Raw genomic sequence first — 26,586 nt, 5'->3', positions numbered from 1 at the left:
CCTACCAGGCGACCGGCAGGGCGGCCGGGCCGCGGTTGACGGTGCCGCGCAGCCACCGGACCTCGGCGGCCGGGACGGCGAGGCGCAGGCCGGGGAGGCGGGTGAGCAGGGTGGAGAGGACCACCTCGGCGTGCATCCGGGTCAGCGCGGCGCCGACGCAGTAGTGCGGGCCGTGGCCGAAGGCCAGGTTGGGCGACTCCTCGCGGGTCAGGTCGAGCGCGTCGGGGTCGGTGTAGACCCCGGGGTCGCGGTTGGCGGCCAGGTAGGAGACGTAGACCGCCTCCCCGGCCCGGACCAGGACGCCGCCGACCTCCACGTCCTCGGTGGCGACCCGGGGCATCCCGACGCCGTTGCGCTGCGGGATGAAGCGCAGCAACTCCTCGACGGCGCCGGGGAGTCGGGTGAGGTCGGCGCGCAGTGCGGCGAGCTGGGCGGGGTGGGTGAGCAGGGTGTAGACCATGGTGGAGGTCTGGTTGCGGATCTGGTCGAGCGCGTTGAGGACGATCATCACCGAGAGCGAGATCAGCTCCGGCCGGCTGAGCTGACCCGCGCCGTGGGCGGCGACCAGTTCGCTGAACAGGTCCGCGCCCGGGTGTTCGGCGCGGTGGGCGGCCAGCGCCTTGAAGTAGCCCGCGATCTCGGCCTTGACCGCACCGGCCTCGGCGGCGGTGTGGTCGCTGGACAGGATGACGGCCCGCCAGGCCTGCAGCAGCGGCAGGTCGGCCGGCGGCACGCCCATGAGCTCGGCCGTGACGGCGGCCGGGAGCGGGCCGGTGAGCGCCTCGGTGAGGTCGGCCGGCGGGCCCTGGTCGAGCATGGCGGCCAGCAGTTCGTCGGCGGTCCGCTGGGTGCCGGCCCGCAGGTGCTCCACCCGCTTGCGGTGGAAGGTCTGCGCGGTGAGGCGGCGCAGCCGGGTGTGGTCCGGCGGGTCGGCCCGGCCGACCCCGCCGGGCGGGGCCACGGTGTGCGGGGTCATGCTGGTGATCGGCCGGTCCACGGTGAGCGCCCGGCTGAACCTCGGGTCGGAGGAGACCGCCTTGACGTCCTCGTAGCGGGTGGCGAGCCAGGCGTCGCCCTCGCCGAAGGCCAGCTTGACCCGGGCGAACGGCTCCTCGCGCAGCAGGCGGTGCAGCAGCGGGTCGAAGGCCAGCTCGGGCAGGTGGTCGACCGGCCAGGGGTGCACCTGGCCGACGGGGCAGCGGAGTTCGGTCATGCGGGGGCCTCGGCGGGGAGAGCGGTGGGAAGGGCGGTGGGAAGGGCGGTGGGAAGGGTGTGGCGCAGCGGGGTGAGCTGCTGGATGTCGTAGCGCAGGCGCAGCGCCTCGACCGCCTGGTGGTCGATGCCGCCGTCCGCGTTCAGCAGGTCGAGCAGCTCCTCGAAGTAGCGCTCGTGGTGCGGGGGCGGGGAGGCCTGGAAGAACATCCGGGCCGGGCGGCCGGTCGGGTTGGCGAAGGCGTGCGGGCAGCCGGGCGGGACCAGGATCACGGTGCCGGCCTTCGCCCGCTGGTAGCGGGCGCCCTCGGGGGAGCGCCAGTCGTGCCAGTCCTGCGGGGTGCGGTCCTCGGGTTCGAAGGCGAGCACGTCCAACTCGCCGTCCAGCAGCAGGAAGAGCTCCTCGCTGCGGCCGTGCGCGTGGGCGCCGACGTCGAAGCCGGGCGGCACCACCACCTCGAAGCTGGAGGCGGCCAGCGAGTGCGCGCCGGTCACCTTGAAGGTGACCTGCTGGGCGGCGGCGTGCACGGTGCGGCCGCCGCCGGGCGGGACGATCAGGCCGTCCCGGGGGTTGAGGTAGGTCACGGCCGGCTCACCACTCCACCGGGAGGGTCTCCGGGCCGCGGATCAACGCGCCGCGCTGCCAATCCAGTTGATCGACCGGAACGGCCAGCCGCAGCGTCGGGAAGCGGTCCCAGAGGGAGGTGAGGATCAGCTCGGACTCCAGCCGGGCCATCGAGGCGCCGGGGCAGTAGTGCGCGCCGTGGCCGAAGGAGACGTGCGGGTTCTCGGGGCGGCCGAGGTCGAGGACGTCCGGGTCGGCGAAGACCGAGGGGTCGCGGTTGGCGGTCAGGTAGGAGACGTACACCGGATCCCCGGCCGGGATCGGGACGCCGCCGACCTCGACGTCCTCCAGCGCGATCCGGGACAGGCCGACCGCGTTGCGGTGCGGGATGTAGCGCAGCAGTTCCTCCACCGCCCGTGGCAGCAGGTCGGGTTCGGCCCGCAGCCGGGCCAGCTGCTCGGGGTGGGTGAGCAGGGCGAAGACCATGTTGGCGCTGTTGTTGCGGACCGCGTGGCCGCCGCCGAGCTGGATCAGCACCGCCAGGCCGACCGCCTCGCGCAGGGTCAGGACGGACTCCTCGACCGCCTCGGCCAGCACCCCGGCCAGGTCGTCCCTCGGCTCCAGGCGGCGGCAGCCCAGGAGTTCGGTGAAGTACTCGGCGAACTCCTCCTTGGCCCGCTCGCTGGCCTCCCGGCCGGAACCGGCGGAGATCACGGTGTCGGTCCAGTCGGCGATCAGCTGGTTGTCGGCGGGCGGCACGCCCATCAGCTCGCCCATCATGGCCAGCGGGAAGGGGCGGTTGAGGTGGGCCATCAGGTCCACCGGGCCGCCGTGCCGGGCCCGTTCGGTGGCCATCGCGTCGAGCAGGCCGTCCATCACCTCCTGCGCGCGCTCGCGCAGCCGGCGCATCGCACGGGCGGTGAAGGCCTTGGCCACCACTCGGCGCATCCGGGTGTGGTCCGGCGGGTCGGCGAAGCCGAGCGCCCCCTCCATCGGGATGAAGTGCGGTGCCACCCGGGTGACGTCCCGCCCCCAGACCGCCTGGCGGCTGAACCGCGGATCGGCGGAGACGAACTTGACCTCCTCGTACCGGGTGACCAGCCAGGCGTGGCCGGTGCCGTTGGGCAGCCGGACCCTCGCCACCGGGTCCTCGTGCAGCAGCCGGTGCAGCATCGGGTCGAAGGCCAGGCCCGCCAGGTCGGGCGGGTTCCAGAAGTGGACCTCGGCGGTCTCCGCGGTAGTGGTCAATTGACGCTCCTGATCAGCGTGTTGGCGAAGGAGTGCGGCGCGACCGGGACGGTCCAGCGGCCGAGCGCGACCTCGGCGGTGATGCCCGGGCCGAACCCGGCGATCAGCCCCCTGGCCCGGTCGGTCGCGCTCCCTTCGTCGAACAGCCGGGCCAGCGCGTCGAGCACCACGGCGCTGGCGATGTTCCCGTACTCGGTCAGGGTGGCCCGGCTGAACCGGAACACCTCGGGTGCCACGCCGAGATGGGTGCACAGATCGTCCAGGATGCGCGGGCCGCCGGCGTGCACCAGGTAGAAGTCCAGGTCCGCGACGTCCCAACCGTGCCGCTCGGCCAGTGCGGCGAGCACCGGGGCGAGCGGCTCCATGGTCCCGGGGACCCGCTTGTCCAGCAGGAAGTGGAAGCCGGTCTCCCGGACGCTGTAGGCGATCCAGTCCTCGGTGCCGGGCACCAGGTGCGAGGCGTTGCGCTCCAGCCGGATGCCGGTGGCGCCGCTGCCGCTGCCGCGCACGGCGGTGGCGGCGACGGCGTCGCCGAACAGGCCGTTGGAGAGCAGGTTCCCCACGCCCAGGTCGGTGGGCTGGTAGCAGAGCGAGCAGAACTCGCAGGCCACGATCAGGGCGTTGGCGTTCGGGTAGGCGGTGCAGAAGTCGTGCGCGCGGTTGATCGCCGCCCCGCCCGCCGCGCAGCCGAGCTGGGCGATCGGGAGCTGGCGGGTGTCGGGGCGGAAGCCCATGGAGTTGATCAGCCAGGCGGTGAGCGAGGGCATCATGAAGCCGGTGCAGGAGACGTAGACGATCAGGTCGACCTCACGGGGCGTCAGCCGGGCGTGCTCCAGCGCCTCCCGGACCACCGGCGGGACGCGGCGCTTGGCCTCGGCCTCGTAGCGGCGGTTGCGCTCCTCGAAGCCCGGGTGCTTCAGGGTCTCCTCGATCGGCTGCACCAGGCGGCGGGTGCGCACCCCCGTGTTCTCGATCAGGCGCAGGGCCAGGGGGAGTTGGGGGTGCTCGGGATGCAGCTTCCGGGCGAGGTCGAGGGTCTCCTCCTGGGTGATCACGTACTCGGGCACGGCGACGGCGGGACGGCACAGGGTGGCCACGGGCGGGACGTTCCCCTCACTGGACGGCGGCCCGCGCACGTCGGGGGACACCGCCGCCGGGGCCGGGAACCGGGCGGGCTCCGTCCGGAGCCCTTCCCGCCCCGTCGAGGCCCGCCGCGCGTGTCGCTTTCAATTGCACACGAAGGAACCATCGGCCGGCCGACCCGCGGCCGGGCGGGAAACCGGGGTGCCGGGGCGGGCGAGGTCCGTGATACTCGGCGGATGCTGCGCATTCGCCCCGTGATCGAGCACCGTCCGCACCTCTTGGAGGACTTCACCGCCTGGCCGGTCGAGGCCGGCCCGCTGTCGCCGCTCGACGAGGACCTGGTGGTCCTGGACGGCACGCTGACACCGGCTCAGGTCGGGGCGGTGGTCGCCCTGCTCGCCGGGTACAACCACCTGCGGGTGGAGGAGGACGCCGGACCGCTCGACGCCCTGCTGGGCGAGGAGCCGTTCCGGGCCTCCGGCGGACTGCTGACGGAGGACTCCCGGACCGGGCTGGTGATGGGACCCAGCTGCTGCTCCGACCTGAACGACTGGCGGAGCTGGTACGACGTCGGACGGAGCGTCGAGATCCCGTGGACCGTGCACGGCACCGACGCCGTGCTCCGCCTCGACGGGCCGTCGGTCCGGTTCGTGCCGCTGGAGCGCGCGGTGGGCCGGGCCGTGACCGAGGTGCCGCTGGCGGGGCTTCCGTCGCTGCTGGCCGGGGTGGAGCGGGACCTCGCGGCCTTCCTGGTGCTGCTGGGGGACTGGGCACGGCGGACGGTGCCGGAGCGGGCCGAGGAGCTGGTGCGCGCCTTCGGCCGCTCGCTGCGGATACCGGAGGAGGCGGAGCCGTGGGCAGCTTCCTGACGCAGCGGGCGCGGGTGCTGGACGAGGCGCTGCTGCTGGAGCGGCGGCACCTGGCGCTGCGGTACTGCGTGGCGCAGTTCCCGGTGCACGGGTTCAAGGGGACCTACCACCACCTGACCCTCCGTCAGCGGCGTCCGCGCGACCTGGCGGCCGATCCGGGGTGGCTGGTGCGGGCGGTCGGGGAGCTGCACGAGGCGCGGGAGCTCTGGCGGGCGGCGGCGGGGGAGTACGCGGCACGGCGCAAGGCGCGCAAGCGGGCGGGCCCGCGCACGGCGGAGCGGCCGCAGCCGTGGGTGTGGGACTCCGGCTGGGTGGTGCCGGACGATCCGTTCTGCCACCCCTCCGCCGCGCTGCCCGACCACGTCCGGCGGCGCCTGTCGGCGCTGGGCGGCTCCGGGCTGCCCGGGTGCGAGCGGTGCGGCGACGAGCGCGGGCCGCTCGCGCGCTCCACCGGGCACGGCTTCCTCGACCTGTGCCGGGGGTGCGGTCTGCTGCGCTCCCCGTGCGGCTGCGGCCCGCACCGGCTCTCCACCCCCGAGCCCGGGATCTGGGGCTCCCTCTGGCGCGGGGAGCACCTCACCGAGGACGGGGCGACCGCGCCCGGTTGGCCGGGCTCGGCGGAGGAGCGGCTGGGCGTGCTGGTGCTCTCACCGCCCGTCAGTCACCGGTGGGGTACCCGGTCTCCTTGATGTCCTCGGCGAGTTCGTCGAGGGTGAGCTCGGGGTTGAGGGTGCGGACGACCTCCTCGGTGAGCGGCCGCAGGGCGAAGACGTGGCGGACGGCGTCGAGGTCGACCTCGGTGCCGTAGTAGTCCGAGGCGAACTCGGCGTACGCCTCGGGCGCGGTGTCGGTGAGGGAGCGGAACAGCCAGTCGGCGCCGTCCGCGTCGGGGAGGCCGGGCGGGAAGTCGATCTCGCCGGTGCGGTAGGCGGTGTCGCCGGTCAGGCGCCAGATCGCGGCGGTCAGGGTCGGCACGCCGTCGTCGCAGAAGGCCGGCTCGGTGACGCAGTGCCGCAGCTCGGCGGGCACCGAGTCCACCACCCCGGGCCAGACCCGGCCCTCCGCGTACGGGCTGAGGTACGACTCGTGGTCGAAGCCGCGCAGGTAGACCCCGGCGGGCGTGAAGACCACGGAGTGCTCGTCGCCGCTGCCGTTGCGCATCGAGGCGAGCTGCTCGCCGGGCCCCCAGGCAGCGTCGAAGGCGTGGTACCGGAAGTCCTCCTCGGGGCAGAGGATCGCCTCCAGCACGGCCAGCGCGAGGCAGTGCTCCCGCAGGCGGTCGGGCTCGGGCAGCAGGCGGGCGACGTCGGGAGCGCTCATGACGGACATTCAACCGCCCGCCCCTGACAGCGGATCGGCCAGGGGCGGGGGACGGCGACTCGGCGACTCAGCCGGCGATGGGCATCAGGAGGGAGAAGGTGTCGGCGCGGGACGGGAAGCGGATGGCGAGCGGGGTGATCGGGGTGTCGAGCTCCAGGACGAGCTGTTCGGCGGCGCCGGCGGTGACGGCCTGGAGCAGGTAGTCGCGGTTGACCCGGACCTGGAGGCCGTCGGCGGCGAGGAGGGCGGTGCCGTCCTCGGCCGCCGGGCCGTTCTCCAGCTGGGCGCGGAGTTCGGCGGCGGCGAACTCGAGGCGGTGGGTGGCCTCGATCCGGGTCAGGCGGCGGTAGTCGGGGAAGTCGAGGTCGAGCCGCTCGCCGGTGAGGGTGTTGTCGCCGATCCGGAAGGACAACAGGTTCCCCTCCACGGTGAGTTCGACGCTCTCGGCACCGGCCAGCAGCGGCCGGGCGGCGTCCGCGAGCGCGGTCGGGACGAGCACCTGGGCGGCGGGGCCGTCGACGGTGGCCGGGGCGGAGGCGACGGCCAGCCGGTAGCGGTCGGTGGCGACCAGGCGGAGCAGGCCGCCCTCCGGCTCCGGGTCGAACAGGATGCCGCGGACCACCGGGTGCTCGGGATCGCTGCCGGCCGCGAAGCGGACGGCGTCCAGGGCGGCGGCGAGCGCCGGTGCGGGGGCGGTGAGGCGGGTGGTCGTGGCGGTCATCGGGTGCTCCCTCAGGTCGATCAGGTCTCGGACCGCGGAGAGCTCGCGCCGGGCGTCGGCCAGGCCGTCCTCCAGCTGCCGCAGGTGCCGGTCGACGGCCGCCCGGGCGGCCGTCGCGTCCTCGCCGAGGACCTGGCCGATCCCGGCCAGCGGCATGCCGACCCGGCGCAGCCGGGCCAGCAGCCGGGCCGCGGCCACCTGCTCGGGCGCGTACCAGCGGTAGCCCGTCCGCGGGTCCACCCGGACCGGGGTGAACACCCCGGCGCCGTCGTAGAACCGCAGCGCGCTCACCCCCAGGCCGCTCGCCCGGGCCAGCTCACCGATGCTCAGCATTGCGCTCTCCACGTCCCTGACCCTGAGCCCTCGACCTGGTCGAGGGTCAACCCCGGCCAGGCTAACCGGGCCGCGGCCGCCGGGCGTCAGTTGAGGCTGTACCGGAGGGAGGGGCGGAAGGCCTCGCCGAACGGGAGCGGGGTGGTGAGGGTGAGCCGGATGCCGACGGTGCCGGACAGGCCGAGGCGGAAGCGGCTGCGGGCCAGGGCGAGCAGGCCGGGGAACCCGTACTTGTTGAGCAGTGAGGTGCGGTAGCAGGCGGTGGCCTCCGGGCCGCAGACGGCGGCCCGGGCGGTGTGGCTGGTGCCGAGCGGGCGGCCGTGCGCGTCGCAGGGCTGGACCAGCACCCCGGGGTGGCGGCGGATGCGCCGGACCTCGGCCGAGTCGGTCCTGGCCCAGACCCCGAGGGCGGAGCCGTCGGCGACCACCCAGATGGGGGTGGCGGCGGCGCTGCCGTCGGTCTCGAAGGTGGTGAGCAACAGGTAGCGGGTGTCGGCCAGTTGGTCGCTGTCGAGGCCGTTCACGGCGGTCTCCCTCACTCCGTCGGTGCGCGGGGGTGTCGGTGCGGGTCGGTCCGGGTCAGTGCGCGTCGGTGAGTTCGCGGTGCGGGTCGGCGGTGCCGAGGTCGGCGGCGGTCGGCTTGGGGATCTGGCCGGCCGGGCCGTGGTAGGCCTGCGAGAGGCGCACCCGGAGCCTGGTCACCAGCCCTGCCCGGGGCGGGAGTTCGGCGGGGGCGTGCTGCTGGTGGGCGGTCAGGCGGTACGACTCGGCCTGCGGGAGCGGCTGGTGGACCTCGACGAACTCGCCGTGCGGCAGTCGCTTGATGATGCCCGTCTCCCTGCCGTGCAACACCTTGTCGCGGTCTCGCCGTTGGAGGCCCAGGCACCAGCGCTTGGTGACGGTGAACACCAGGACGGGGACCACGAAGGCGCCGATCCGCGCCGCGGTGGTGATGGTGTTGAGCGAGAGGTGGAAGTGGGTGGCGAAGAGGTCGTTGCCGCCCGCGGCGAGCAGCACCAGGTAGAGGCCGATCCAGGCGGCGCCGAGCGCGGTGCGCACGGGGGCGTTGCGCGGGCGGTCCAGGAGGTGGTGCTCGCGGGTGTCCTTGGTGATCCAGTTCTCGATGAACGGGTAGACCGCGATGGCGCCGAGCACGGCGGGGAAGGCCAGGAAGGGGATCAGGATGCCGAGGTTGAGGGTGTGGCCCCAGAGGCCGATCTCCCAGCCGGGCATGATCCGGATCAGGCCCTCGGCGAAGCCCATGTACCAGTCCGGCTGCGCGTCGGTGGAGACCTGGTCGGGGCGGTACGGGCCGTACGCCCAGATCGGGTTGATGGTGGCGATGGCCGAGATGGCGGCGATGATGCCGAAGACCATGAAGAAGAAGCCGCCGGCCTTGGCCATGTAGACGGGCATCAACGGCATGCCGACCACGTTCTGCTCGGTCCTGCCCGGGCCCGCCCACTGGGTGTGCTTGTGGTACCAGACCAGGATCAGGTGGGCGACCAGCAGGCCCAGCATGATGCCCGGGACCAGCAGGACGTGGATGGTGAAGAAGCGCGGCACGATGTCGGTGCCGGGGAACTCGCCGCCGAACAGGAACATCTGGGCGTAGGTGCCGATCAGCGGCACGGCGAGGGTGGCGCCCTCCACGAAGCGCAGGCCGGTGCCCGAGAGCAGGTCGTCCGGGAGCGAGTAGCCGAAGAAGCCGTCGAGCAGCCCGAGGAACAGCAGCAGGAAGCCGAAGACCCAGTTGACCTCGCGCGGCTTGCGGAACGCGCCGGTGAAGAAGACCCGCATCATGTGGACGAACATCGCGGCGACGAACACCAGCGCGGCCCAGTGGTGGATCTGACGGATCAGCAGGCCGCCGCGCACCTCGAAGGAGATGCCGAGGGTGGAGGCGTAGGCCTCGGACATCCGGATGCCGCTCAGCGGGGCGTAGGCGCCGTGGTAGACGGTCTCGGCCATGCTCGGCTTGAAGAACATCGTCAGGTAGACGCCGGTCAGGATGATGATCAGGAAGCTGTAGAGGCAGATCTCGCCCAGCATGAAGGACCAGTGGTCCGGAAAGACCTTGCGCAGGTTGGTCCGGGCGAGCGAGTAGATGCCGAGCCGGCCGTCGAGCCAGTCGGCTTTCTCACGGGTGGTCATGGCACTCCCCTGATGCGTGCGGCCATTGAAACGGGGACTGCTCCTCGTTTCTGCTGTCGGCAGCGTAGCAGTAGTGGGGAGTGCTCCCCGTTTGGTGGTGGGGGCCTTAGGGTGGGCGCATGACGGACGAGCAGGCCGCACCCCGGCGGCGCGACGCGCGGCGCAACCGCGAGGCACTGGTGGCGGCCGCCACGGAGCTCTTCGCCGAGCAGGGGTTGGACGTCGCGTTCGACCTGATCGCCCGCCGGGCGGGCGTCGGCAACGCCACCCTCTACCGGCACTTCCCGAACCGGGAGGAGCTGATCGGCGAGGTCTTCGCCACAGCCGGCGACGCCATGCTGGAGGCGGGGGAGGCGGCCCTGACGGAGCCGGACGCCTGGACCGGGATCGAGCTCTACTTCGGGCGGGTCTTCGAACTGGTCGCCGCCAACCGGGGGTTGAACGACCTGGTGACCGCGGCCATCCCGGCGGTGCCGGCCATGATGGAGATCAGCCGGCGCAACGCCGAGACGGTCGGCGCCCTGGTGGAGCGGGCGCAGCGGCAGGGTGCCATGCGGCCGGACGTGGTGGTGATGGACCTGCTCTTCATGCTCGGCCCGCTCTGCCGCTCCGTCCCGGCCGCCGAAGCCGTCCGCCCGGGCCTGTGGCGCCGCTACCTGGCCCTCCAGTTGGACGCCTTCCGGGCGCGGGCGGAGCACCCGATCGCCGAACCCCCGGTCGGCACCGAGCAGTTGGACGAGCTCTTCACCGGCCTCTGGGAGGCGGAGCAGGCGTAGGCCCGGTGGTGGGCCCGCGCACCGCCTCGGGCGGCAGGACCACCACGTCGGTGCTCACCGGAGCGTGGACGTCCCCGCCGATGGCGACCGATCCGTGCCCCGCGGCCACCGCGACGGCGGGGAAAGCTGCGGATCGGATCAGGCGGGCCACTGCCGGTGGTGGCCGAAGCCCTGGGAGTTGTCGATCAGGCGGAGGTCGGTGGGGGTGAGCTCCCAGAGGGCGGTGCGGGCGAGGGCGGCGGTGAGGGCGGGGTCGTCGGCGAGGAAGGTGAAGCGGGTGGTGTAGGTGGTCCAGGCGGCGGCGCGGGCTTCGGGGTCGGTGAGGAGGTGGCAGGTGCCGTGGCCCTGGAGGCCGGTGATGGTGCGCCAGTCCTGGTGGTCGGCCTGGACTGTGAAGGCGGTGCGGGCGCCGTCGAGGGCGCGGCCGTGGCGGGTGGTGGGGGAGGAGACGAAGAGCAGGGTGGCGCGGTCGGTCGGGGCGTAGAGGACGGCACAGGCCTGGGGGCCGTCGGCGTCGGTGTAGGCGAGGGTGACGGTGGTGTGGGCGGCGAGGGCGTGGTGGAAGGCCGGGGCTGGGGAGCTGGTCATGGGGACATGATCGCCCGGGTGGGAGGGGAGTGGTGGGCGGGCGCTCCGGCGGCGGGTTGGTGGACGCGCCAACTCCGGTTCACGGGGGCGGAGTACGGGTTTCGGGTGGGTGGCCGGTGGTTAGGGTGAGCGGGTGGAGACAGGGATCTGGTCCGAGCCGCACCCGCATGTCCTGGGCGAGCCGGTGGCGATCGGCCGCTTGGTGGTCCGCAGCGAGCACGCGCTGGTCGCGGTGCGGTCGTTGGAGGCGTCCGCGCGCGGGTGCGGCTTCCTGGTGAAGGCGGTGGCGCGGCGCGGATCGCTGCCGCAGGAGGTCTGGGCCGGGATCCTCGGCGAGTTCGGGCCGCCGGGGCCGGACGGGCTGCCGGTCCGGTCGGACCTGCGGCTCGGGGTCGACGTCCCGGGCGGGTACCGGGGGCGGACCTTCGAGACGGGTGGCTCGGCCGGGACCGACGGGGAGACCTACGACGCGGAGCGGCTGGTCTGGCTCTCGCCGCTGCCGCCGCCGGGGCCGTTCGAGTTCACGGTGGAGTGGCCGAGCCTGGGCCTGGAGCGCACCGCGCTGACGCTGGACGGGGCGGCGGTCCGGCGGGCTGCGGAGCGGGCCGAGCCGTACTGGCCCTGACGCCCGGTCAGCCGCCCTCGTACGCGCGCCGGAGCGCGTCGACGTCGAGCTTGACCATCTCCAGCATCGCGCCGAAGGTGCGGGAGGCCTTCTCCGGGTCGGGGTCGGCGATCCACCCGGTCAGCGCGGCCGGGGTGATCTGCCAGGAGACCCCGAAGCGGTCCTTGAGCCAGCCGCAGGCCACCGGCTGCCCGCCGTCGGTGAGCCGCTCCCAGTAGTGGTCGAGCTCGGCCTGGTCGGCGCAGTCGACCTGGATCGAGACCGCCTCGTTGAAGGTGAACTCCGGCCCGCCGTCGAGCGCCACGAAGCGCTGGCCGTTGAGCTCGAACTCCACCGTCAGCACCGGCCCGGCGGGCCCCTGCTTCGAGGCGGGCCGGCGGAGCGTCCGGCCGGGCCGGAAGTCCGGGAAGACGGAGGCGTAGAACTCCGCCGCCTCCTCGGCCCGCCCGTCGAACCACAGGCAGATGGTGAGACCGTCGCTGCTCATGCCCTCATGGTGGAGCACGGAAATCGTTTGCCGGGGCGCGACACGTGGGCCAGGGTGGGCCGGTCGAAGTCGTCGTTCACGAGGAGGGCACGTGCCCGCACCGTCGGGGTTCGAGTACCAGCAGCGGCCGGACGGGACGGTGCTGATCCTGCACCACCGCAAGCCGGCCGGGACGCTCCGCGGGGGGCGGGCGGCGGAGTTCCTGGACGAGGTGGGGTCGGGGGACGCGCAGTTGGTGATGGCGCGGTGGACCGGCAACTACAAGCGGGGGAACGAGCGTTCGGCGAAGCAGCATCCGCGCAACTCCGGTCGCTGAGTCTGCGCGGTTCTTGCTGACGGGATGTCAGGAAGATGGTCAGAAGCCTTGACGCGTCCCGGCCGTGCCGCCGATCCTCGTCGCACTGTGCACGCGGGCCGTGACGGCCCGCCAAGGGCCGGATCGCGGAGGTGTCGGATGATGGCTGCTCGTCGCCCGGACCGCAGACGTGGAATCGTCGCGCTGCTGTCGTTGCTGCTCGCCGTTGCGGTGCTGCTGGTGGGTCCGGCCCCCGGGTCGGCCGCCGGGGCCGCCGCCGGGGGCAACTGGTGGGACCCGACGGCGCGGCCGGCGCCGGACTCGCAGATCAACGTGACGGGGGAGCCCTTCAAGGGCACCGACGCCAACGGGAAGGTGCGCGGCTTCGTCGACGCGCACGACCACCTGATGTCGGCGGAGGCCTTCGGCGGCCGGCTGATCTGCGGGCAGGCCTTCTCCCAGCAGGGGGTCGCGGACGCGCTCAAGGACTGTCCGGAGCACTACCCGGACGGCTCGCTGGCCATCTTCGACATGATCACCAACGGCGGTGACGGCCGGCACGACCCGGTCGGCTGGCCCACCTTCAAGGACTGGCCCGCCCACGACTCGCTGACCCACCAGCAGAACTACTACGCCTGGGTCGAGCGGGCCTGGCGCGGCGGCCAGCGGGTGCTGGTCAACGACCTGGTCACCAACGGCGTGATCTGCTCGGTCTACTTCTTCAAGGACCGCAGCTGCGACGAGATGACCTCGATCCGGCTCCAGGCCCAGAAGACCTACGAGCTCCAGGACTACGTGGACGCCATGTACGGCGGCCCGGGCAAGGGCTGGTTCCGGATCGTCACCGACTCCGCGATGGCCCGTCAGGTGATCCAGCAGGGCAAGCTCGCGGTGGTGCTCGGCGTGGAGACCTCCGAGCCCTTCGGCTGCAAGCAGATCCTCGACGTGGCCCAGTGCAGCAAGGACGACATCGACCGGGGGCTCGACGAGCTGCACCGGATCGGCGTGCGCAGCATGTTCCTCTGCCACAAGCTCGACAACGCGCTCTGCGGCGTGCGCTTCGACGAGGGGGCGCTCGGCACCGCGATCAACGTCGGCCAGTTCCTCTCCACCGGCACCTTCTGGAAGACCGAGAAGTGCGCCGGCCCGCAGCACGACAACCCGATCGGCCTGGCGCCGTCCGCCCAGGCCCAGGGCCTGCTCCCGGCCGGCACCTCGGTGCCCGGGTACGCCGCCGACGCGCAGTGCAACAGCCGGGGCCTCACCGACCTGGGCGCGTACGCGGTGCGCGGGCTGATGAAGCGCCACATGATGCTGGAGATCGACCACATGGGCGTCAAGGCGGCCGGGGCCGCCTTCGACATCCTGGAGTCCGCCTCCTACCCCGGCATCATCTCCTCGCACAGCTGGATGGACCTGGACTGGACCGAGCGGGTCTACAAGCTCGGCGGCTTCGTCGCCCAGTACATGCACGGCGCCGAGGGCTTCTCCGCCGAGGCGAAGCGGACCGACGCGCTGCGCGACAAGTACGGCGTCGGCTACGGCTACGGCACCGACATGAACGGCGTCGGCGGCTGGCCCGGCCCGCGCGGGGCGGACACCCCGAACCCGGTCCGCTATCCGTTCCGCTCCACCGACGGCGGCTCGCTGATCGACCGTCAGACCACCGGGCAGCGCACCTGGGACCTCAACACCGACGGCGCCGCGCACGTCGGGATGGTGCCGGACTGGATCGAGGACATCCGGCTGGTCGGCGGCCAGGGCGTGGTGGACGACCTGTTCCGCGGCGCCGAGTCCTACCTGACCACCTGGGGCTCCGCCGAGAAGCACAACGCCTCGGTGAACCTGGCCGCCGGCCGCCCGGCCGCCGCCAGCTCCACCGAGTGGAACCCCTTCGTCAGCTACGCCGCCGGGCGGGCGGTGGACGCCGACTCGGGCAGCCGCTGGGCCAGCGACTGGAGCGACGACCAGTGGCTGCGGATCGACCTCGGGGCGCCGACCGTGGTGGGCAGGGTCACCGTGCTCTGGGAGCGCGCCTACGCCAAGGGGTACCGGATCGAGGTCTCGGACGACGGCGCCTCCTGGCGGACCGTCTGGTCGACCGCCGAGGGCAACGGCGGACTGGACACCGCCGTCTTCCCGGCCACCCTGGCCCGGTACGTGCGGCTGCACGGCGAGCAGCGCGGCACGCAGTGGGGGTACTCGGTCTACGACCTGGGTGTGCACGGCAGTTGATCCTGCCGGGAGAGCGGGCCCCGTCGGCAGTCGCCGGCGGGGCCCGCTCAGCTTCCGCTCGGGGGGAGGACGAGGTAGGCCGGGCGGCCGGTGCGGCGGGCCTCGGCGACGGCGCGCAGCACCCGGCCGCGGCGGGTGTCGGCGAGGGCGACCAGCTCCTCGGCGGGGCGCAGTGCGAAGGCGTCGTGCTCGACCGGGTCCAGCACGATCCGGGCGGTCTCCGCCTCGGTGATCACCCCGCCGTCGAAGAACGCGGCCAGCCGCCAGGGCCAGTGGCGCTCGGGGGCGGACCAGGCCAGGACGAGGAGGGGCGGCGCGACGGCTGTGCGGGCGGCGGCGGGCAGGAAGCCGAGCTCCTCGACGGTCTCCCGGAGGGCGCACGCGAGCAGGTCCTCACCCTCCTCCAGGAAACCGCCGGGCAGCACGTACTGGTCCGGCCCCCGGACCGAGCGCAGGGCCAGCATCCGGCCGGCCGGGTCGGTGAAGAGCAGGCCCGCGCAGGCCAGGCCGTGCGGCAGCGTGGGCACGAACCGTTCGGGCGGGAGCCAGCCGGGCGGCAGCGGAGTGGGCACCCGGCCACCGTAACCGGCGGGGGCCACGGTGCTGACGAGGCATCAGTGCCGCCGGGGAAAAGGATTAATGGCCTGCGATCAAGACAGAGTCGGGCGTATGGTCATGAACCCCCTGAACGTGGAAGGAGGTTCACCCACCATGGGAATGTTCAAGGACGCCCCGCCCCACGACCATCCGGACTTCACCCAACTGCGCTTCATGGCAGCGGGTTCGCCGTCCTGGTGGAAGCTGAACCGGCACAAGGTGTTCGCGGTCGGCGGCCTGCTGGCCGGCTTCTGGCTGGCCGGTCACCACGACGGCGCCCCCGCCACCCCGGCCCCCGGCAGCGCCCCGCCGACGGCCACCGCCCCGGCCCGCTGATCCGCCCCGGGAGCTCCGGACCCGGCTGGCGGCTGCTCAGCGGGCAGCCAGCCAGTCGGTGAGGGCGGCCAGGGCGGGCTCCGGGTCGCGGCGGCCGAGGCCGATCCGGAAGCGGTCGGCGGGGACGGGCGTGAGCTCGGAGCGGAAGACGGAGGCGGGGAGCAGCAGCACCCCGGCCTGCTCGACCAGCTCGGTGCAGAAGCGTTCGACCCCGTCCGGGCCCAGGTAGCGGGGGAAGGCGACGCAGCCGCCGGCCGGGCCCTGCCACTCGAAGAGGCCGGGGTGGGCGGCGAAGAAGGCGTCGAAGACCGGGCGGTTGGCGTTCAGCAGCGCCCGATTGCGGGCCAGCAGGCGGTCGGAGGCCTTGACCGCGATCCGGGCCAGCAGCTCGCCCGGGGCCGAGTTGCAGATCGAGGTGTAGTGCTTGGCCCGCTCCAGCCGGGAGAGCAGCTCGCGGTCCCGGCAGACGATCCAGCCGACCCGCAGGCCGGGCAGGCCGAGCGCCTTGGAGGTGACGTTCAGGGAGAGGGCGTTCGGCGAGAGGTCGGTGGCCTGCGGGAGGGTGGTGGCCGGGTCGGCCTCCAGGCCGCGGTAGACCTCGTCGCTGAACAGGCGGATGCCGTGCTCGTCGCAGAGCTCGGCCAGCGCGGCCAGGTCGGCGGCGGGGATCAGCGCGCCGGTGGGGTTGTTGGGGAAGTTGACCGAGACCACCCGGGTGTTCGGCCGCAGCGCGGCCCGCACCTCGTCCAGGTCCAGGGCCCAGCCCCTCGCCGGGTCGAGGGCCACGCCGGTCACCTCGCAGATCGCCAGCGGGACGGTCTCGGCGGCCTGGTAGTTGGGGGTGACCACCACGGCGTGGTCGCCGGGGGAGAGCAGCACCCGCATCGCCAGGTAGAGCGCCTCCTCGGCACCGGCGAAGCAGATCACGTCCTCGGCCTCGGCCAGCACGCAGGTCTCGGCGACCGCCCGCCGCAGGCCCGGGTCGCCGTAGGTCTCGGTGTAGCCGAGGGTCAGCGTCTCCCAGGCCTCGCGGTCAGCCCCGTCGGCCAGCTCCAGCAGCTCGGTCATCCGCATGCTCTGCGCGTCGGAGGCGGTCAGGTGGTACCGGGCGGTGAACTCCCAGCGGGAGAAGTACGTCTCCAGCCGGAAGTCGGGCAGTGCGGTCACGCGGCGGCTCCCAGGTGCTGATGCGGGGCGGACGGCCCCATCCAACACCGGAACGGCCCGGGCCGCCCCCGCGCAACGGCGGGGACGGCCCGGGGAGGTGAGGGAGGGTCAGCCCTCCTGCATCCGCTCGCGCAGGTCCGCCAGGATTCCGGCGGCCTCCAGCAAGCCCGCTCGGGTGCAGCGGTCGATCCCGGCGGTGAGGCGGGCCACCGCCTGCTCGGTGCGGCCCAGGCGGCCGCCCTCCAGGACCGCGGCCAGCCGGACCGACTCGGCCCGCGAGCCCTCGCCGCGCTCGGCGCCCCGGTCGTAGGCGGCGATGGAGAGCTCGGCCTCGGCCAGGGCCTCCTCGAACCGCTCGGCCATCGCGTACACCCGGGCCCGGGAGTCGTGCGCCGATCCCTCCAGGTACCAGAAGTCCAGCTCCTCGCCGGCCTCCCGGGCCGCCTCGCGGATCCGGTCGGACTCGGCCAGCAGGGCCAGCGCGTCCGGCAGGCCGTCCGGGCCCCGGTCGCTCACGGTGAGGCGGGCGAACTGCTGGAAGGTGTCGGCCAGTTGGCCGGTGCGCGGAGCCTTGGCGTGCGAGGCCACGGCGCGCTCCCGGGCGGCCGCGGCGGCCTCCCAGTGGCCGGCCTCGGCCAGGGCGATGGTGGCCTCGCAGGCGACCATGGTGTGGATGTCCTGGTCCTCCCAGCCGGCCACCACGTCGGCCAGCTTCAGGTACTCCTCGGCCGCCTCGCGGTTCTCGTCCAGCGCGTACAGGCCGCGGGCCAGGTCCAGCCGGAGCTGGGCCACCAGCCGCTCGTCGACACCCTCGGTCTCCAGCAGGGCCGACTCCAGCACCGCGACGGCGTCCGCCGGGCGGCCCGTCTCCCGGAGCTGGTCGGCCAGTTGGCCGCGGATCTCGGCGGCGCCGGCGGCCTCGCCCTCGGCGTCCAGGCGGGCCGCCGCCTCGGAGAGGGCACGGACCGCACCGGCGTGGTCGCCGCCGTGCGCGTAGGCGTGGCCGAGCATCGCGTAGGTGGAGCCGAACGGGAAGCCGGAGTCGCCCCAGCGGTTGGCCTCGGCCAGCGCGCGGTGCAGCAGCGGCACCGCCTCGGCGGGCGCGCCGGCCTGGAACCGCAGCTGGCTCAGCAGGCTGAGGGTGCGCGGGGTGTGCCAGGGGGTCTCGGCCTTCTCCTGCAGCGCCAGCGCCTCCTCGGCCGCCGCCCCGGCCGGCTCCAGCTGCCCGGCCCGGCCCAGCGCGTCGGCCCGGTACATCAGCGCGGTGGCGGCGCGGTGCGGGTAACCGTGCGTCAGGGCCTGCGTCCGGTAGGCCTCCACCTCGCGCTCGAAGACGGCGGTGGCCTCGGCGGAGGGCTCGGGCAGCTCCGTGACCAGGCCCCGGTAGCCGGCCATCGCCCGGCACTGGCGCACCACCAGGACGTCCTCCGGGCCGGTGGCCCGGCCGGCCGCGAAGGCCTCCTCGGTGATCCGCAGGGCTTCGTCCAGCACCGCCCAGTCGGCGGTCCAGTCGTCGTCGGTGAAGTTGACCAGCGCGGCCCGGGCGCGCTGCGCGGCGGCCTTGTCCGGGTACCCGGCCAGCTCGAACTGCTGCTGGGCCTCGGCCAGTTCGGCGGCGGCGGTGTCGTCCTCGTCGCGGTCGAAGGCGTCCGAGGCGCGCTGCAGGGCGAGGTCGGCGAGCAGCCGTGCCTCGGGGCCGAGCTCGGCCGGGACGGGGGCGCCCCCGTCGGCCCGGCGCTCGGCGACCAGCTGCCAGAGGCGGTCCGCCTCGGGGTGCGCGGTCAGCCGCAACTTGCGGGCCCGCAGCACCAGTTCGGTGAAGTCCTCGGGCGCGGGCTCGGCCGGCCGGGCCGGTACCGCCGGGGCGGCGGGCACGGCGGCGCCCTGCTTGGCCCGCAGGCCGAGCGCCAGCGGCTCGGCCAGCAGCGGCTGCCGCTCCAGCCGCTCCCGGCGCCAGGAGCCGACCCGGTCGGTGCCGTTGCGGGCGTCGAAGCGGGCCGCCAGCTCCTCGGCCTGCGCACGCACCAGCTCCAGCAGCCCGGCCACCGTGGCCGGTCCGCCGGGCGGGCCGCTGACCGCGAGCTCGCCGTGGCCCTGGCCGGCCAGCCGGGCCAGCAGCAGCTCCACGCCGGTCAGGAAGGAGAGGTGGGAGATCGGGTCGCCCTGGGCGGCCGCGAACAGGTCGCGGTTCTCGGCCAGGATCTCCAGACCGCGCGCCGCGTTCCCGGAGAGCGCGCAGAACTCCAGGTGCAGGCCGATCTGGCTCGCCGCGTTGGACTTGCCGCGGGCCGCCCGGTACCCGGCCAGGTGGGCCGAGCGGGCCTGGTCGGTGCGGCCGAGCCGCAGCAGCGGCAGCAGCGCGTCGGCCTGGCTGGTGTAGGGCTCCTCGGCGCAGGTGTCGCTGCCGTCCAGCACCGGCGCCCAGGTCTCCAGGGCCCGGGCGTCGTCGCCGTGGCGGACGTGGTGGCGGGCCTGGGCGCGCAACTCGCAGGCGTGGCAGTCGCTGTAGCGGGTGCGCGGGCGACCGGCCCACAGGTCGTAGGCGTCCGGCTCGCCGGTGCCGGTGTGCGCGGCCAGGTGGAACCGCTGGGCGTAGTACGGCTGGAGGCCGAGGCCCTCGGTGCGGTACCGGTCGCGCATCTCGCCGTGCCAGCGCTCGATCGCCGCCAGCGGGACGTCCGGCACGCTGAGCAGCGCGCTGGCGACCCACTTGAAGCGCCAGAAGAGCTGGAGCCTGCTCCACTCGTTGAAGTCGTCCGGGTGCTGGTCCCAGAGCTTGAGGATCCGGGCGAAGACCACCGGGGCCTTGCGCGGCTCGGCGTCGTACTCGTACGCCTCCATCAGGTCGAAGAGCGCGAGCAGCAGCAGCTCGCGGTCGTCGAACTGCTCGGCGGCCTCGGCGAGTTCCTCGGCCTTTACGGTGCGCGGGCGGCCGTGAGGCTCGGTGTCGTTGTCGCGCAGCGCCTGGTAGAGCGCGTCCTTGGTGTCGGTCATCAGGACTCCTCGTGCGGCGCGGCCGACTCGTGGCCGAGCATGGCGTGGTCCAGCAGGCTGATGAAGGAGCGGTTGAGCAGGGCGCTCTCGCTCGACTTCAGCGGGCGGCGGGTGAGCAGCAGGGCCTGGCCGTAGAGCGCCTCCACCGCCGTCACCGCGAGCTCGCGGTGGCCGATCCCGGCGGCGCGGCGCACCAGCGGGTTGAGGTGGTTGAGCACCAGCTGGGCACGGGGCACCTCGGCCCGCAGCGAGCCCAGGATGTCCGCCCACAGGCCGTCGGCCTCGTCGGCCAGTTGGGCCCGGTTGCGCTCGTGCCGGGCCTCCCGGTTGTCCAGCAGCAGGGCCGGGGCGCTGGCCGGGTGGAAGGTGCGCAGCACCACGTCGCAGTCGAAGCGGCCGATCACCTCGCGGGCGACCGCCAGGAAGGCGGCCGCGGCCAGCTCGGCGTCGGGGGAGACGGCGTCCAGGTGGGCGGTGACGGTGCCCGGGTCCAGGTCGGCCACCGAGCTGCCGGGGCGGATCTCGGGCAGGCGGTGCACCAGGTCGCGGTCGTAGGTGTAGCCGCCGTTGACCACGCCGAGCCCGGCGGCCGCCGCGATCGGGGCCACCTGGCGGAACTCCTCCACGGTGCGGGCGACCAGCACCACGGGGTGCGCCCGGGCGAACTCGTCCAGCGTGACGTTGCCGTCGGTGGTCTCGAACGGCAGCCAGGGGAGCAGCATCTTCAGCAGCTCGTCGTCGTGCCGGGCCAGGGACTTGACGGCCAGGTGGTGCGCGCCGATGAAGCGGTGCAGCAGCGCCGGGTCGCTGGCCGACAGGCCGGTCAGCCAGTCCCGGATCCGGGCGCCGAGCGCGTCCCGGACGGCGGCCAGCGTCTCGTCCGCGTACAGGCCCTCGCGGGAGGCGGTCGGGCGCAGGCTGTCGGCGTCCACCACGCAGCGGACGAAGAAGGCCCAGTCCGGCAGGAGTTCGGGCGCGGTGTCGGAGACCAGCATGCCCTTGAGGTGCACCCGGTGGCCGGCCTGCCGGGACGGCGGCACGGCGTCGGGCAGGACGTAGGCCACGCCGCGCAGGCCGACCAGCGGCAGGTCCAGCTCGATGCTGTCCAGCGGGGTGAAGTCGAAGGTGGAGCGGCAGTACGCGGTGAGCGCCTCGCGGCGGGCCAGCGGGGAGCCGTAACCCGCCGCCCAGGGCGCCGGGTTGGGGTTCACCGGGATCTCGACCCCGCCGCCGTCGATCACGGTGACCTGATGGCGCAGCAGGCTGCCGTAGTGGCGGGCCAGTTCGAGCACCCTGCCGGGCGTGGTCCACTCGGCGGCGTCCGGGCGCGGGCGCAGCGTCACGGTGGTGCCGGGCTCCGGCTTGGCGCTCGCGGGCAGGGTGGTGATGGTGTACCGGCCGTCGGAGCCGCCGCGCCACTCGATCACCGGGGCGTCCGGGGTCTTCGCCGAACGGCTGACCACGGTGATCTCGTCGGCCACCACGAAGCAGGCCAGCAGGCCGATGCCGAACTGGCCGATGAAGTCGCTCCTGGCCTGGGCCAGGCCGGAGCCGTCCAGCCCGCCTTCGGCGGTCCGCTTGGAGCTGCGGCCGATGGTGGCCAGGAAGGTGTGCACGTCGGCCTCGCTGAGGCCGACGCCGGTGTCGGTGACGGAGAACTCCGCACCGGCCTTGATGGTGATCGTCGCCGGGGCGGCCGGGTCGAGCATCTGGCGGGCGGAGAGCGCGTCGACCGCGTTCTGCATCAGCTCGCGCAGGTAGACCCGCGGGCTGGAGTAGAGGTGGTGGGAGAGCAGGTCCACCAGACCGCGCAGGTCCACCTGGAAGGTGTGCGCGCCGGGGGCGTTGTTGGTGGAGGACACCGGTGCAGGCTCTTTCGGTGAGGGCGGGCGCAGGAAGAGGTGGGTCAGCGGGCGCAGGAGTCGCGGAGCCGGGTGAAGGCCGCGACCGGGTCCCGGTCCAGGTACTGCCAGGGGAACTCGGTCACCGCGTCGTCCAACTCCTCGAACAGGCGGCGGGCGTAGAACTTCTCGCCGACCATGGCGAGCGCCATCGCGAAGGTGTTGTGCGCCCCCTGCCAGCCGGGCTCGCGCCGGTAGTCGGGGTGGCCGACCGAGCGCTCGTAGGCCTCCCGCAGTTCGGCGACCACCTGACGGCTGCCCAGGTACTGCGAGTCCTCGCCGGACTCCAGGTCCAGCCAGTGCTCCAGGTGGGCGAGCACCACCAGCTCGGCCAGCCGGCTGCCGACCGGGGCGGCCAGCATGGAGGAGCGGGCGAAGGCGTGCATCTGCTCGTGCGAGCCGCCCCACTTGCGGCAGGTCTGCTGGAGCTGCTGGGTGTACGAGGCCCGGTGGAACGGGTGGCGGCGCACCGCGGCGTCGAACCGGGCCCGCACCACGGCCTGGCCCAGCGAGGCACCCCGGCCGGAGACCTGCAGGAAGTACCACGGGGCGAGCCAACCGGGCTCCCGCTCGGCCACCTCCAGCAGCTGCTCCTCGGCCTTCTCCAGCCGCTCGCCGAACAGCTTCCACTGCTCCTCGGAGACGTGCTGCGCACGGGCTCCGGTGCGAGCCTCCCAGGCCCAGGCGACCTGGCGGGCGCCGGAGACCAGCAGGGTCAGCGAGTCCGCCGGGTCGGCCGCCGACGCGGCGTCCAGCGTGCGCTCCAGGCCCTCGGCGTCGGTCACCAGGTCGATCAGCCTGGTCAGTTCGGCCTGGTCCTGCACGGCGGCCAGCTCGGCCCGCAGCACGGCCCAGCCGGCCGCACCGTCGGCCGCCGCGGCCTCCGCCAGGCGGAGCAGTTCACGGAGCCGCGGGTCCCCCAGGGCCGGGTCCAGCGTCGGCACCTGCTTCGAGCGCGCGGCCCGTCCGAACCCCCAGCCGGAGCGACCCGCAGAGCCGTCACCGGCGGACCGCCGTCGGAATAGCGCCATGATCTCGTTCCCCCGGGAGTCGTCCTCGGAATCTTCACCGGGCGCCCATGATCGGTGCCCGTGCCGGAATGACTATCACGGGCCGCCCACAGGGCCGACGGCACCCCGGTCGTTCGGGCACGGGCCGCAGGTCGGACGGAGCCGTGCGGCCGCTGTCATAAGCTGGGGCCTCCCGACTGCTGCACCCCGTGGCCGCCCCGCCCGCCCCGCTCCGAAAGGCCAGCCAGCCGATGGCTCCCCAGCTCTCCGTCGTCGTCCCCGTCTACAACGTCGAGCAGTACCTGGAGGAGTGCCTCGACTCCATCGCCGCGCAGACCTTCACCGACTTCGAGTGCGTGATGGTGGACGACGGCTCGACCGACTCCAGCGCCGCCCTCGCCGAGCGGTACGTGGCCAAGGACTCCCGCTTCCGGCTGGTGCGGCAGGAGAACAAGGGCCTCGGCGCCGCCCGCAACACCGGCTACCGCAACATCTCGCCGGGCTCGACGTACCTCACCTTCGTGGACAGCGACGACACCGTGCCGCCCGGCGCGTACCGGCTGATGATCTCCACCCTGGAGCAGACCGGCTCGGACTTCGTCACCGGCAACACCCTGCGCCTGCGGATCGCCGGCCTGCAGCCCTCCGGCGCCCACCGCCGCGCCTTCGGCCGCACCCGGCTGCAGACCCACGTCAGCGAGTTCCCCGCGCTGCTCACCGACCGGACGGCCTGGAACAAGGTCTACCGCCGCTCCTTCTTCGACGAGGCCGGCGTGCTCTACCCCGAGGGCATCCTCTACGAGGACGCGCCGGTCAGCGTGCCGCACCACTTCCTGGCCAAGAGCGTGGACGTGCTCTCCGAGCCGATCTACCACTGGCGGATCCGCGAGGACGGCGCCTCCATCACCCAGCAGCGCACCGACACCCGGGGCCTGACGGACCGGGTGCGCTCGATGCAGCTGGTCCGCGAGTGGCTGCGGGCCCGGCCGGAGGCGAAGTTCCGCGAGGAGTACCTCGCGGCCTACGACGCCAACTGCCTGACCGAGGAGATCCCGATGTTCTTCTCGACCGTGCCCGACGGCGACGCGAACTACCGCGCGGCGTACCAGGAGCACGTCAGCCGGCTGCTGCGGGAGATCGGCGTCGAGAAGCTGGAGGGCCTGCGTCCGCTGCCCAAGCTCAAGTACCGCCTCACGCTGGAGAACCGGCTGGACTACCTGGTCACCCTCCAGCGGCTGCACCGCCGCTACCGCAAGCTGCGCGGCTGATCCGCGGGTGTCCGCGGTCGAGGCCCTGCTGCGGGCGGCGGGTGACGCCTGCGAAGGACAACTCCGCTCCTGGGTGCGGGAGTTGGACGGCCTGCCGGCGGAGGTCGCGGCCTACCAGTTCGGTTGGGCCGGGGAGGGGGAGCGCGGCAAGGCCGTCCGGGCCGCGCTGACCCTGGCCTGCGCGCGGGCGGTCGGCGGCGAGGCGCGGGCCGCCGTGCCGGCCGCCGCCGCGGTGGAGATGGTGCACAACCTCTCGCTGCTCTACGACGACGTGCTGGACGGCGATCCGGTGCGCCGTCACCGGGACGCCGCCTGGCGGGTGTTCGGCCCCTCGGCGGCCGCCCGGGCCGCCGACGCGCTGCTGCTGGTCTCCTTCGACGTGCTCGCCGCCCCGGACGGCGCGCCCGAGGCGGTGGCCCGGGAGGCCTCCGCCGCCCTGCTGGAGACCCTGGTCGCGCTGGCCGTGGGGGAGGGCCTCGACCTGGTCTTCGAGCGGCGGGACGGGGTGACACTGGACGAGTGCCTGGAGATGGTCGAGGGCAAGACCGCCTCGCTGTTCGCCTGCGCCTGCCGCCTCGGCGCGCTCTACGGCGGGGCCGGCCCGGAGGCCGCGAGCGCGTGGGCGGCCTTCGGCCGCGACCTGGGGACGGCCTTCCAGATGACCGACGACCTGCTCGGCATCTGGGGCGACCCGGCCGTCACCGGCAAACCGGTCTTCGCCGACCTGGCCCGCCGCAAGCTCTCCGTCCCGGTGGTGGCCGCCCTGGACTCCGGTACGCCGGAGGGCGCGGAGCTCGCCCGGGAGTACCGCCGCCCGGAGGCCCGGCCCGAGGAACTGGCACGGCTGGTGGAGCTGGCCGGCGGCCGCCGCTGGACCGTCGAACGCGCCGCCGCCCACGCCGCCGCGGCCCGCACCCGCCTGGCGGGGCTCACCGACGACCGCGCGGCTGCGGCCGAACTCGCCCTGCTGGTCGCCCTGGTGGTCGACCGCGAGCACTGACCGCCCGGCGAGGAGACCGCCCCTAGGCCCTCGGCTCCCAGGGGGCCGGGCCGTCGAGGAGGTGGGGGCGGCCCTGGTGGTACAGCTCGGCGTCGACCTGCTTCAGGCGGTGCAGCTCCGGGGGCTGGTGGAGCTGGTGCACCTCGGCCGGGGCGGCGGGATGGCGGGCGGCTTCGAGCAGGGCGTTGACGGCCAGGCGGGGGGCCTGGTTGGCACCCTCCATGGTGGCGAGGTTGACGGGGCAGCGGACGTGGTCGCCGGCCAGGAAGAGGTTGGGGGCGGCGGTGACGGCGGACGGGCGGGCGGCCCAGGAGCCGGTGGTGTTGATGAGCAGGGCCTCGTCGTTGACGGCCGGGCCCGGGCCGTCGAGACCGCGGACGGCCGGGTCGAGGTGCCAGGAGTGCAGCAGCTCCTGACGGAGCCTCGGGCGGCCGGGGCCGTTCAGACCGTCGCAGAGCTGGGCCCAGACCTCGGCGGCCACCTCGGCCCGGGTGCACTCGCGGGCCGGTTTGCCGTAGAGGATCCCGGGGGTGTCCCAGGCGGAGACGTCCACCGAGAGGCAGTCCGCCACCGTGCCGTCCCCGTAGGTGGCGCGGAAGTCGTGGTCCCAGAACTGGGCCTGGCTGATCGAGGTCAGTGCCCAGGGCGAGTCCAGGAAGATCACGTGGCCGTGGACCACCGGCACCGGCTCGCGCAGGTAGAACTGGATGCCCACCATCCAGTCCGTGCGCAGCTCGGTCACGCTCTTCAACTCCGGGTCGGCGGCGGCCAGTCCGCGCTCCAGCAGGGCGCCCAGCCGGTCCACCGGGAGCGCGCAGACGTACCAGTCGGCGGTCAGCTCCTCACGCTCGCCGTGCGGCCCGCGGAGCACCGCGCCGGTGACCGCGCCGCCCGAGACGGTCAGCCGCTCCACCCGTCGGCCGAGCTCCAACCGCACGCCCAGGGAGGCGAGGTGACGGACCCACGGGTCGATCCAGGCGGTGCTGGTCGGGCCGTTCAGCACCCGGTCGGCCGGCTGCACCTCGCCCCGGCCGAGGAAGCCGTAGCAGAAGGCCTCCAGGAAGCCGCCGACGGTGTGGGTGCTGCAGACCTCGGCCCGGGCCGCCACCACCGTGCGGGTGGTGCCGACCACGCAGGCCTTGCGGTACTCCTCCGAGGAGCCCTCGGCCCGGCTGAAGTCCCACCAGGGGGTGTGCTCCCACTGGCCGAGGCGGCGCTCCTCGCTGCTGGTGATGTAGACCAGCAGGCGGTTGGCGTAGTAGAGCAGTTCCTCGGAGGTGAGCCCGGTGCCGTCGGTGCCCAGGCCGATGGCCCGCAGGAACTCCAGCGGGCTGCGTGCCCCGGCGGCCAGTGAGACGTCGGTGAGGCGTTCGCCGACCCGGCCGGAGCGGGCGGAGAGCATGTGGCTGGCCTCCCGCAGGTTCCCGGCGACCCCGTCGGGCTGCCCGGCGAGCGGTATCCGGCGCAGCGTGTCCGGGAGGCTGCGGTAGAAGCCGGGGAAGAAGCGGAAGCCGTGCTCGCTCGGCAGGTCGAGCCGTCCGCCGGTGCCGGTACCGGGCACCGAGGCGCTGCGGGCCTTGCCGCCCCAGCCGGTCGGCTCCACCACCGTCACCTCGAAGCCGCGTTCGGCCAGTTCCGTCGCCGCCGTCAGCCCGGCCACCCCGCCGCCGAGCACCGCCACCCGTCCACCCCTGGCCGCCACCGTTCGGTCCCCCCGTTCCGTGCCCGCCCCCGTGCGGGGCGCTCGGGCCCGATTCGATCATGCGGAGGGGACCCGTCGGAACGGCCCGGAGATCCGCCCG

General features: G+C 73.9%; 25 protein-coding genes. 9 read left to right on the top strand and 16 right to left on the bottom strand.

What is annotated here, in order from left to right; all coding sequences use genetic code 11:
* Window position 1: 1 nt before the first annotated feature.
* Genes ACWCYY_RS30150 through ACWCYY_RS30135 form a run of 4 tightly spaced genes read right to left on the bottom strand, consistent with a single transcriptional unit; the run spans window position 2 to window position 4,122 of the window.
* The gene (locus ACWCYY_RS30150) at window positions 2–1,213 is read right to left on the bottom strand and encodes a cytochrome P450 (RefSeq protein WP_449797822.1); all 1,212 of its coding nucleotides are present in this window, start codon (window positions 1,211–1,213) and stop codon (window positions 2–4) included.
* Window positions 1,210–1,797, bottom strand: coding sequence for a cupin domain-containing protein (locus ACWCYY_RS30145; RefSeq protein WP_449797821.1), 588 nt, complete (start codon window positions 1,795–1,797; stop codon window positions 1,210–1,212). Before ACWCYY_RS30145 ends, ACWCYY_RS30150 begins: the two co-directional genes overlap by 4 nt.
* 7 nt (window positions 1,798–1,804) lie before the next feature.
* Complete coding sequence (locus tag ACWCYY_RS30140; RefSeq protein WP_449797820.1) at window positions 1,805–3,025, bottom strand: cytochrome P450; 1,221 nt, start codon at window positions 3,023–3,025, stop codon at window positions 1,805–1,807.
* The gene (locus ACWCYY_RS30135) at window positions 3,022–4,122 is read right to left on the bottom strand and encodes a type III polyketide synthase (protein ID WP_380149717.1); all 1,101 of its coding nucleotides are present in this window, start codon (window positions 4,120–4,122) and stop codon (window positions 3,022–3,024) included. Before ACWCYY_RS30135 ends, ACWCYY_RS30140 begins: the two co-directional genes overlap by 4 nt.
* Before the next feature lie 222 nt (window positions 4,123–4,344).
* Here ACWCYY_RS30135 and ACWCYY_RS30130 point away from each other — a divergent pair, with 222 nt between their 5' ends.
* Entirely contained in the window at window positions 4,345–4,977 is a 633-nt protein-coding gene (locus ACWCYY_RS30130) for a hypothetical protein (RefSeq protein ID WP_449797819.1), read from the top strand.
* Window positions 4,962–5,666: a hypothetical protein gene (locus tag ACWCYY_RS30125; protein WP_449797818.1), complete on the top strand. Its 705-nt coding sequence runs from the start codon at window positions 4,962–4,964 to the stop codon at window positions 5,664–5,666. Before ACWCYY_RS30130 ends, ACWCYY_RS30125 begins: the two co-directional genes overlap by 16 nt.
* Here the strand turns inward: ACWCYY_RS30125 and ACWCYY_RS30120 are convergent.
* From ACWCYY_RS30120 to qcrB, 4 genes are all read right to left on the bottom strand, one after another.
* Window positions 5,635–6,297: a hypothetical protein gene (locus ACWCYY_RS30120; protein ID WP_380149720.1), complete on the bottom strand. Its 663-nt coding sequence runs from the start codon at window positions 6,295–6,297 to the stop codon at window positions 5,635–5,637. The two genes, ACWCYY_RS30125 and ACWCYY_RS30120, sit on opposite strands and share 32 nt — an antisense overlap.
* 67 nt (window positions 6,298–6,364) lie before the next feature.
* Window positions 6,365–7,351: a DNA polymerase III subunit beta family protein gene (locus ACWCYY_RS30115; RefSeq protein ID WP_380149721.1), complete on the bottom strand. Its 987-nt coding sequence runs from the start codon at window positions 7,349–7,351 to the stop codon at window positions 6,365–6,367.
* 86 nt (window positions 7,352–7,437) lie between these two features.
* Window positions 7,438–7,875: a PPOX class F420-dependent oxidoreductase gene (locus tag ACWCYY_RS30110; RefSeq protein ID WP_380149722.1), complete on the bottom strand. Its 438-nt coding sequence runs from the start codon at window positions 7,873–7,875 to the stop codon at window positions 7,438–7,440.
* 55 nt (window positions 7,876–7,930) lie between these two features.
* The gene (qcrB, locus tag ACWCYY_RS30105; RefSeq protein WP_449797817.1) at window positions 7,931–9,505 is read right to left on the bottom strand and encodes a cytochrome bc1 complex cytochrome b subunit; all 1,575 of its coding nucleotides are present in this window, start codon (window positions 9,503–9,505) and stop codon (window positions 7,931–7,933) included.
* Between the two features lie 119 nt (window positions 9,506–9,624).
* On the opposite strand from qcrB, the gene ACWCYY_RS30100 reads away from it, so the two are divergent.
* Window positions 9,625–10,281: a TetR/AcrR family transcriptional regulator gene (locus tag ACWCYY_RS30100; protein WP_380149724.1), complete on the top strand. Its 657-nt coding sequence runs from the start codon at window positions 9,625–9,627 to the stop codon at window positions 10,279–10,281.
* Window positions 10,282–10,419: 138 nt separating this feature from the next.
* Here ACWCYY_RS30100 and ACWCYY_RS30095 read toward each other — a convergent pair whose 3' ends face one another.
* The gene (locus ACWCYY_RS30095; RefSeq protein ID WP_449797816.1) at window positions 10,420–10,869 is read right to left on the bottom strand and encodes a pyridoxamine 5'-phosphate oxidase family protein; all 450 of its coding nucleotides are present in this window, start codon (window positions 10,867–10,869) and stop codon (window positions 10,420–10,422) included.
* Between the two features lie 133 nt (window positions 10,870–11,002).
* On the opposite strand from ACWCYY_RS30095, the gene ACWCYY_RS30090 reads away from it, so the two are divergent.
* A complete protein-coding gene (locus ACWCYY_RS30090) occupies window positions 11,003–11,494 on the top strand; it encodes a hypothetical protein (protein WP_449797815.1) in 492 nt (163 codons plus the stop codon).
* Between the two features lie 7 nt (window positions 11,495–11,501).
* On the opposite strand, the gene ACWCYY_RS30085 is transcribed toward ACWCYY_RS30090, so the two are convergent.
* Complete coding sequence (locus tag ACWCYY_RS30085) at window positions 11,502–11,981, bottom strand: VOC family protein (RefSeq protein ID WP_449797814.1); 480 nt, start codon at window positions 11,979–11,981, stop codon at window positions 11,502–11,504.
* 91 nt (window positions 11,982–12,072) lie between these two features.
* Between ACWCYY_RS30085 and ACWCYY_RS30080 the strand changes: the two genes are divergently transcribed.
* Window positions 12,073–12,297, top strand: a complete 225-nt coding sequence (locus ACWCYY_RS30080; RefSeq protein WP_380149728.1) for a hypothetical protein — start codon at window positions 12,073–12,075, stop codon at window positions 12,295–12,297.
* Between the two features lie 138 nt (window positions 12,298–12,435).
* Complete coding sequence (locus tag ACWCYY_RS30075) at window positions 12,436–14,511, top strand: galactose-binding domain-containing protein (RefSeq protein WP_380149729.1); 2,076 nt, start codon at window positions 12,436–12,438, stop codon at window positions 14,509–14,511.
* 47 nt (window positions 14,512–14,558) lie between these two features.
* Here ACWCYY_RS30075 and ACWCYY_RS30070 read toward each other — a convergent pair whose 3' ends face one another.
* Window positions 14,559–15,083, bottom strand: a complete 525-nt coding sequence (locus ACWCYY_RS30070) for an NUDIX domain-containing protein (RefSeq protein WP_380149730.1) — start codon at window positions 15,081–15,083, stop codon at window positions 14,559–14,561.
* Window positions 15,084–15,222: 139 nt separating this feature from the next.
* On the opposite strand from ACWCYY_RS30070, the gene ACWCYY_RS30065 reads away from it, so the two are divergent.
* Window positions 15,223–15,444 carry a hypothetical protein gene (locus ACWCYY_RS30065; protein ID WP_380149731.1) on the top strand — a complete coding sequence of 74 codons (222 nt, stop codon included), beginning with the start codon at window positions 15,223–15,225 and terminating at the stop codon, window positions 15,442–15,444.
* Window positions 15,445–15,480: 36 nt separating this feature from the next.
* Here ACWCYY_RS30065 and ACWCYY_RS30060 read toward each other — a convergent pair whose 3' ends face one another.
* The 4 genes from ACWCYY_RS30060 to ACWCYY_RS30045 all read right to left on the bottom strand — a co-directional run bounded on the left by ACWCYY_RS30060 (window position 15,481) and on the right by ACWCYY_RS30045 (window position 22,537).
* On the bottom strand, window positions 15,481–16,611 hold the full coding sequence (locus ACWCYY_RS30060) for an aminotransferase class I/II-fold pyridoxal phosphate-dependent enzyme (protein WP_449797813.1): 1,131 nt from the start codon (window positions 16,609–16,611) through the stop codon (window positions 15,481–15,483).
* 108 nt (window positions 16,612–16,719) lie between these two features.
* Window positions 16,720–19,605 (bottom strand): hypothetical protein, encoded by a 2,886-nt coding sequence (locus tag ACWCYY_RS30055; protein ID WP_449797812.1) that lies wholly within the window; start codon window positions 19,603–19,605, stop codon window positions 16,720–16,722.
* Complete coding sequence (locus tag ACWCYY_RS30050; RefSeq protein WP_380149734.1) at window positions 19,605–21,467, bottom strand: HSP90 family protein; 1,863 nt, start codon at window positions 21,465–21,467, stop codon at window positions 19,605–19,607. Before ACWCYY_RS30050 ends, ACWCYY_RS30055 begins: the two co-directional genes overlap by 1 nt.
* 44 nt (window positions 21,468–21,511) lie before the next feature.
* Window positions 21,512–22,537 carry a hypothetical protein gene (locus ACWCYY_RS30045; protein WP_380149735.1) on the bottom strand — a complete coding sequence of 342 codons (1,026 nt, stop codon included), beginning with the start codon at window positions 22,535–22,537 and terminating at the stop codon, window positions 21,512–21,514.
* A gap of 230 nt (window positions 22,538–22,767) precedes the next feature.
* Between ACWCYY_RS30045 and ACWCYY_RS30040 the strand changes: the two genes are divergently transcribed.
* Together ACWCYY_RS30040 and ACWCYY_RS30035 are read left to right on the top strand one after the other, a co-directional pair.
* Entirely contained in the window at window positions 22,768–23,784 is a 1,017-nt protein-coding gene (locus ACWCYY_RS30040) for a glycosyltransferase family 2 protein (protein ID WP_345282507.1), read from the top strand.
* A gap of 7 nt (window positions 23,785–23,791) precedes the next feature.
* A complete protein-coding gene (locus tag ACWCYY_RS30035; RefSeq protein WP_345282509.1) occupies window positions 23,792–24,784 on the top strand; it encodes a polyprenyl synthetase family protein in 993 nt (330 codons plus the stop codon).
* A gap of 22 nt (window positions 24,785–24,806) precedes the next feature.
* Here ACWCYY_RS30035 and ACWCYY_RS30030 read toward each other — a convergent pair whose 3' ends face one another.
* Window positions 24,807–26,486, bottom strand: a complete 1,680-nt coding sequence (locus ACWCYY_RS30030) for a hydroxysqualene dehydroxylase (RefSeq protein ID WP_449797811.1) — start codon at window positions 26,484–26,486, stop codon at window positions 24,807–24,809.
* Window positions 26,487–26,586: the final 100 nt, after the last annotated feature.

Source organism: Kitasatospora sp. NPDC001664 (genome assembly GCF_053596675.1).
This window is presented reverse-complemented; position numbering and strand designations above follow the sequence as displayed.

Excerpts from the sequence above, each read along its gene's own strand:
- ACWCYY_RS30055 (WP_449797812.1), bottom strand. The coding sequence starts at position 19,605 with ATGACCGACACCAAGGACGCGCTCTACCAGGCGCTGCGCGACAACGAC.
- ACWCYY_RS30085 (WP_449797814.1), bottom strand. The coding sequence starts at position 11,981 with ATGAGCAGCGACGGTCTCACCATCTGCCTGTGGTTCGACGGGCGGGCC.
- ACWCYY_RS30040 (WP_345282507.1), top strand. The coding sequence starts at position 22,768 with ATGGCTCCCCAGCTCTCCGTCGTCGTCCCCGTCTACAACGTCGAGCAG.
- ACWCYY_RS30130 (WP_449797819.1), top strand. The coding sequence starts at position 4,345 with ATGCTGCGCATTCGCCCCGTGATCGAGCACCGTCCGCACCTCTTGGAG.
- ACWCYY_RS30065 (WP_380149731.1), top strand. The coding sequence starts at position 15,223 with ATGGGAATGTTCAAGGACGCCCCGCCCCACGACCATCCGGACTTCACC.
- ACWCYY_RS30095 (WP_449797816.1), bottom strand. The coding sequence starts at position 10,869 with ATGACCAGCTCCCCAGCCCCGGCCTTCCACCACGCCCTCGCCGCCCAC.
- ACWCYY_RS30150 (WP_449797822.1), bottom strand. The coding sequence starts at position 1,213 with ATGACCGAACTCCGCTGCCCCGTCGGCCAGGTGCACCCCTGGCCGGTC.
- ACWCYY_RS30115 (WP_380149721.1), bottom strand. The coding sequence starts at position 7,351 with ATGCTGAGCATCGGTGAGCTGGCCCGGGCGAGCGGCCTGGGGGTGAGC.
- ACWCYY_RS30075 (WP_380149729.1), top strand. The coding sequence starts at position 12,436 with ATGATGGCTGCTCGTCGCCCGGACCGCAGACGTGGAATCGTCGCGCTG.
- ACWCYY_RS30100 (WP_380149724.1), top strand. The coding sequence starts at position 9,625 with ATGACGGACGAGCAGGCCGCACCCCGGCGGCGCGACGCGCGGCGCAAC.
- ACWCYY_RS30120 (WP_380149720.1), bottom strand. The coding sequence starts at position 6,297 with ATGAGCGCTCCCGACGTCGCCCGCCTGCTGCCCGAGCCCGACCGCCTG.
- ACWCYY_RS30045 (WP_380149735.1), bottom strand. The coding sequence starts at position 22,537 with ATGGCGCTATTCCGACGGCGGTCCGCCGGTGACGGCTCTGCGGGTCGC.
- qcrB (WP_449797817.1), bottom strand. The coding sequence starts at position 9,505 with ATGACCACCCGTGAGAAAGCCGACTGGCTCGACGGCCGGCTCGGCATC.